The sequence below is a fragment of the Acidobacteriota bacterium genome (assembly GCA_016208495.1).
GTDB lineage: Bacteria > Acidobacteriota > Blastocatellia > Chloracidobacteriales > Chloracidobacteriaceae > JACQXX01.
The window spans coordinates 1-5,926 of record JACQXX010000111.1; the positions used below are offsets into that span (position 1 = coordinate 1).

The 5,926-nt window shown below is 51.4% G+C and carries 6 protein-coding genes; 2 read left to right on the top strand and 4 right to left on the bottom strand.

Features of this window, described 5'->3' with window-relative positions:
* Window positions 1-755: 755 nt before the first annotated feature.
* From HY774_22940 to HY774_22955, 4 genes are all read right to left on the bottom strand, one after another.
* Window positions 756-1,706, bottom strand: a complete 951-nt coding sequence (locus HY774_22940; protein ID MBI4751345.1) for an ADP-ribosylglycohydrolase family protein — start codon at window positions 1,704-1,706, stop codon at window positions 756-758.
* A 140-nt stretch (window positions 1,707-1,846) separates the two neighbouring features.
* Window positions 1,847-2,485: a macro domain-containing protein gene (locus tag HY774_22945; protein MBI4751346.1), complete on the bottom strand. Its 639-nt coding sequence runs from the start codon at window positions 2,483-2,485 to the stop codon at window positions 1,847-1,849.
* A gap of 45 nt (window positions 2,486-2,530) precedes the next feature.
* Window positions 2,531-3,376 carry a YaiO family outer membrane beta-barrel protein gene (yaiO, locus tag HY774_22950; protein ID MBI4751347.1) on the bottom strand — a complete coding sequence of 282 codons (846 nt, stop codon included), beginning with the start codon at window positions 3,374-3,376 and terminating at the stop codon, window positions 2,531-2,533.
* 111 nt (window positions 3,377-3,487) lie between these two features.
* The gene (locus HY774_22955; GenBank protein ID MBI4751348.1) at window positions 3,488-3,889 is read right to left on the bottom strand and encodes a metalloregulator ArsR/SmtB family transcription factor; all 402 of its coding nucleotides are present in this window, start codon (window positions 3,887-3,889) and stop codon (window positions 3,488-3,490) included.
* A gap of 136 nt (window positions 3,890-4,025) precedes the next feature.
* Here HY774_22955 and HY774_22960 point away from each other — a divergent pair, with 136 nt between their 5' ends.
* Both HY774_22960 and arsB read left to right on the top strand, forming a co-directional pair.
* Window positions 4,026-4,493 (top strand): VOC family protein, encoded by a 468-nt coding sequence (locus HY774_22960; GenBank protein MBI4751349.1) that lies wholly within the window; start codon window positions 4,026-4,028, stop codon window positions 4,491-4,493.
* A 129-nt stretch (window positions 4,494-4,622) separates the two neighbouring features.
* Complete coding sequence (arsB, locus tag HY774_22965; protein MBI4751350.1) at window positions 4,623-5,690, top strand: ACR3 family arsenite efflux transporter; 1,068 nt, start codon at window positions 4,623-4,625, stop codon at window positions 5,688-5,690.
* The last annotated feature ends 236 nt before the right edge of the window (window positions 5,691-5,926 follow it).

Consider the following 5,926-nt stretch of genomic DNA (forward strand, 5'->3'; position numbering starts at 1 on the left):
TTGCCTGGGAAGACAAATTCAGGCGTGTTCTTCTTCGCTTTGAGCGCTATGCCCAACGTCATTTAGGCTTCAAACTTCTGGCCTTTACCCTCATCAACTTACGGGAGTTTTGTAAGGCTTAAAACTCGCAACCAGTTCTTGTGTTACATCGGGGTACTTTTCCACCTGACCGGTGTTATAAATGTAATCAGACAACAGGGGTTTTTCGACGCTATGTCAAGTTAACTTTCTATCCAAATAGCAACATTTTGTTTGCTCTTGCTTCATTGGTCTCACCAGTTTCGGTGGTTCAATATGTCGAATTTGAACTTGATTTGGTCTCCTGCTGGCGACATCGGCTTATCCCCATTGTGATCAATTTCTGTTCTGTTGCGGCCTTTTTTGGTGGGTTGATTTGGTTTTTTGCCGGGATTTTCCAGGCGTCCGCATTTTCAATGATTGGTGGGATTATCGTCTTGCTCGGTGGTCTCTTTGGAATTGCGTTGACACCCCAGATGAGATTTATCAAATATGAAGGTCCATTTGTTTGGATCAGTGGTTATGGAAAGGAATTCCTTCAAAATTTACCTCCCTGGCCTGGAATTCAGTAACTTTCCAGAGGAAAAGTTCCAGGGAAACAACGCGAGTAAACGCAACGTCAGGCCGCCGCACTCCGCAAGGCGGTTCACACGTCTTCCAGCATCACGTTGTAACTTGAAGTTACGGGAGGAACAGAACTCGTGAGCGGCTGAAAGCCGTGTGAAGTGCGGCTCACCTTACGTTCGGTTTGACAGCTCAGGTTTCGCAGAAGTGAGGGCCATTTCTGTCAAAAACCAATCCGGAAGTGGCTCACGATCAGAAAGCCAGCCAGCGGGAATTCCTTCCCGACCTGTAAAGGCCGCAACAATCCCGCCTACAATCGCACAGGTCGTATCACGGTCACCCAGGGCACTGACTGTTTTCCACATCGCCGTTTCAAAATCATCCAGCCACTGTGCCGCGCACCAGACTGCGAATGGAACTGTATCCTGGGCCGAAACCCCGGTGCCGTTGCCCAGCATGGCTGCAACGTGCGCGATATCCGTTGAACTGGACATGGTTTGCGCCCGGGCAAGTTTGCTTTTGACTTCGCTCGAAGGCGTGCAAGAAAGAATTTCGGCGAAAAATTCGTCTACCGCTGGTTTCACAGCGTGCTTCCGGGCCCGAACCGCCGCACCAGCCGCCACGGCCACGGCAATCGCTCCGGCAATTGCTTCCGGATGGGCGTGGGTGACTTCGGCGGAAAGCCGCGCCTGTTCAAAAAGTGGAAAATCATCAGCCAAGAAGGCCCCAAGCGGTGCCACACGCATCGCGGCGCCATTTCCAAATGACCCTTGCCCGGCAAACAGGCTGCTGGCGACATCGCGCCAGTCTTCGCCGTCACGGATGCGCCCCAGCGCACGGTGCATAGATGGACCGTAAGCCCGTTCGTAGTCATACCGTTCGGCAAAACTCCGGGCCAGAACATCCTGGTTGATCGCTCCAAATTGCCTGAGATTCGACACAATCGAAAGCGTCATCACCGTGTCGTCGGTAAAAAACCACGGCGGTGACGGCAGCGCCCGTTCGGTAATCAATTGTTCCAACAACTGGGAGTTCACAAAAAAACATTGTCCAAAGGCATCACCCACTGACAACCCGTCAAGCGAAGTCAAAGCATTTTCAAAGCAAATGTGAAGTGGTTGCATTTCAACACCTGAAATAATAGTCAGTAGTCAGTAGTCAGTAGTCAAACAAACCATCTTGGAATACCTGCGGCGAAGCTAAATTCTTGAAAAATTTGTATTTTCCTGAATTCTGAACCCCGTACCATGAACCCTCATTGGTGTTATTCTTTTTGCAAATTGCGAACCCGGTCAGTGTACAGCAACTGGTGTTGCTGTTGGGCAACGGTCCAACTTACCGGGAATTCAACATTTCCAAGCACGACCTGTTCAATCGCGGCTCGCACCTGATGGGCGCAGGTGTTGGCGCCAACCTGCCCGACTCCCGTCCCAAGGCCCGGAAAAGCAACTGTTTTGATGTGATCGCCAACCCGTTGGCCGGCAAACCGTCCAGTTGAAAAAATTCCATGTTTGATGAGCAGCAACACCGCTCGCGCCGCCAGAAACGGATTGATCGAATCCCGCAAAATCATCGGCACGCGCATGGTCGGCGCGGCAATCAAAAAGGGAATCTGGGCGTGGTCGGTTTCGATGATTTCAGCCTGCCCGACGAGCAATTCACCATAATGACGGGTTTTGATCATCATCTGCAGCCGCTCTTGAACGTGCCAGCCAAAGTACTGACTATAGAACAGATCAATGCCGCCGTTCATAAATCCAAAACTGTTGGCCGGGCTGACCACTGCATCACACGAAAGGTCAAAGATTGAGCCCTGATGAATTGTGACCACGTCAAGGTCACCACAAAACCGACGCCATGCTTCAGCCAGAGAAGCTTCGACAGCACACAGGATAATTTTCATTTTAGGGTTCAGGGTTCAGGGCTTGAGGGTTACTCCCTAATCTACTTAAAAATCCTTAAAAACTCCCATTTCCAACCCGGTGCGACGATAGGAAGGGTTGTCATAGTGTTCGACATGGACTTTGAATCCCCAATTTTTACTCGTCCACTGCCGCCAGGTGACCGACATGACCTGGCTTGAAAAATCAACAATCGGGGCACTGGGGGCGAGCAATTGATAGGCTTCACGGCCAAAACTGTAGCGAGCCGTCACGTAATGATGCTTGTTTTGCCCTTGAGTCACAGCCAGAAACTGCGATTGGGCCACAATCCGGCCCGGATTGCTGACATTGACCCGGACACCGCCTTCGACAATCCAGGAGGGACTGGCGTAGTAGGTCGCTCCGGCAAAAAAGCTGTTGTCGTGATAGACACTTTTGGCGTCAAAGTAGCCCGTTCCAATCGTGGTTACGAGTTTTTTCTTTTCGCCCCATTTGCGATTGATAAAGGCATCAACCCGAACACGCGGCCAGAAAAATCCTCCAGCACTGGTGCCGACCGAAACATTTGAGTACCAGCGGTCATTGAAGGCGTGGGTGTTGCCAACGGCAAAATATGTTCCCTGGTCACCAAACTGGCTCTGGTGCGACATCTCACCCATCCAGGTGTTTTTTGAATCGCTTGCCCAAAACGCCCGCAGGTAGGCGCCGGCCCAATCTTCCTGTCCATCGGTCAACCAGTGGCGGTCAAAGCCGACTTCAATGGTTCCAGACTGGTCAGGTTTTGGCTGGGACTGGATTTGGGCCAGCCCCTTTTCACTCAGCGTGAGGATGATTCCCAGCGCCAGGAGCAGCCCGGCGACTGTTTTCCGAATTCCCGCTTGTCTGGTTGAAAAAGTTGTACGGACTGGCATTGAAAGCCCTTTCTTGGGAGTAGGGGGAATGAAGAATGAGTTTGTTGTGAGTCTGCCACCCTGTCACCTTGTCATTTTGTCACCCTGTCACCTTGTCACCCTGTCACCTTATCATCCTGCCTGGGTTGCCACATTTGCCGGGCGCGGGGCGCCGCGCAATTGAATCGGTAATTGTGGTGCACAGCACAGGTTGACGAGTGAAAACCGGTCTTTTTGCATTTCTGGCTCCTGGGCGATCCATCTTCTTACATCATCCAGGACGCTGGCGGCAATCGGATCTTCGGGTTTGACGATTCGATAGTGCGCCCATTTGCCATCCCGACGGACTTCAACCACGCCAGCTTTGCGCAAATAAGCCAGATGGCGCGAGATTTTCGGCTGATTGGTGCCCAAAATCGCCACTAAAAAACAGACACAGACTTCGTCGTCTCCCATTAAATTCAACAATCGCAACCGGGTACGGTCAGCCAGAGCCTGAAACAGCAATTCCGGTTTACACACTTTTTGTCCCATTCGGACACCTCCGCAAAAAAAATTCAACATATATGCCTGAGCATATCAAATATGTCTTGACATATATGAACGTCGAGCGTATTGTCGCATTCGCTTAAACGAATATGAAGTACAACAGAAAGGAATTCAACTCATTATGGAAACTCCACGTCCGACCGCGTTAAAAGCCCACCTTGCCATCAATGTCACCGACGTGACACAGAGCATCGAATTTTACAAAAAAATGTTTGGGATTGAACCCCTGAAAGTTCGCACCGGATACGCCAAGTTTGATGTCGCCAATCCGCCGCTCAATTTCACGCTCAATCAGGTCCCGTTTGGCGAACGCGGCGCGCTGTCGCATATGGGTATCCAGGTTTCATCCACCGAAGATGTGCTTGCCCTGCGTCAGAACTGGATTGATTCCGGGTTGGAAGTCCGCGACGAAATGCAGACCAACTGCTGCTACGCCATCCAGGATAAAACCTGGGTTAAAGACCCGGATGGCAACGAATGGGAAGTCTTTGTGGTGTTGCAAGATCAACTTGCCGAAAGCCCAACCTGCTGTGTGCCCGAAACCGTGACGCTCGGCAGCAAGAAAAAAGCCGGGGTGTGCTCTGTCTGAAGATATAGGGCTGAGGGCTCGGGGCTGAAAGACTCGCAAGCTCGGAGCAAAAGAAGGGATGAGGGATGAAATAAAACCAATTTCTCATCCCGACGTCTTCAGCCCCAAGCCCTTAGCCCAGGTATTCTTATGTCTCAATCAATTACCCGCCAACTCTCATTTCTCGACCGGTTTTTAACGCTCTGGATTTTTCTGGCCATGGCCATCGGGGTTCTGCTTGGGTATTTTGTGCCAGGCGTGGAACAGGTCATCAATCGCTTTCAGGTAGGAACCACCAATATTCCGATTGCGCTGGGGCTGATCTTGATGATGTATCCGCCACTGGCGAAAGTTCGGTATGAGGAGTTAGGCGATGTCTTCCGAGACTGGAAAATGCTCACGCTGTCGCTGGTCCAAAACTGGATCATTGGCCCGTTGCTGATGTTTGGACTGGCAATCGTCTTCTTGCGGGATTACCCGGAATATATGACCGGCCTGATTCTCATTGGACTGGCGCGGTGTATTGCCATGGTCATTGTCTGGAACGAGCTGGCCTGTGGTGATACTGAATGCGCCGCTGGACTGGTGGCCTTTAACAGCATTTTTCAGGTGTTGTTTTACAGTGTCTATGCCTGGGTTTTTCTAACGATTCTGCCACCGTTCTTTGGTCTCAAAAGCGTGGTGGTCAATATCAGCATCAGCCAGATTGCGGAAAGTGTCTTTATTTACCTTGGGATCCCGTTTCTGGCCGGGATGATGACCCGCCTGGTCCTGGTCAAAGCCAAAGGAAAAGCGTGGTATCACTCAACCTTTGTGCCGATTATCAGCCCAATTACCCTGATCGCCTTGCTCTTTACCATTCTGGTGATGTTTAGCCTCAAGGGAAATTTGATTGTGCAACTCCCGCTGGATGTCGTGCGAGTGGCCATCCCATTGCTGATCTACTTTGTTGTGATGTTCTTTGTCAGCTTCTTTATGGGCTATCGCGTCAAAACCGGATATGCCAAAACAGCAACACTCTCGTTTACTGCCGCCAGCAACAACTTTGAACTGGCAATTGCCGTGGCCGTGGCCGTGTTTGGCCTTAATTCAGGGGCGGCCTTCGCCGCAGTGATTGGACCACTCGTCGAGGTACCGGCGTTGATTGCACTGGTCAACGTCGCCCTCTGGCTTCAACAAAAATATTTTCTGGCTGAAAAACATCTGGCTGGGAACTGAAGAAGTCGGGCTAAGGGAGCCTTAAAAAACAACTTCCCGTTTTTGGTTGGGGCAGGTATTTGGATTGAGCATCCTGGAAGGCTGCCGTTCGGATAGCCGGTGGTTGCGAAGTTTTGGGAGCTACCACCGGGAAAAAGTTCGTTTCCCCTGATCCCTCCCCACTTCGCCCGCGCCCCCAGGGGCGCGGGCGAAGTGGGGAGAAACAATGGGTAGCCCTTGGATCCGGTGGTAGGCCC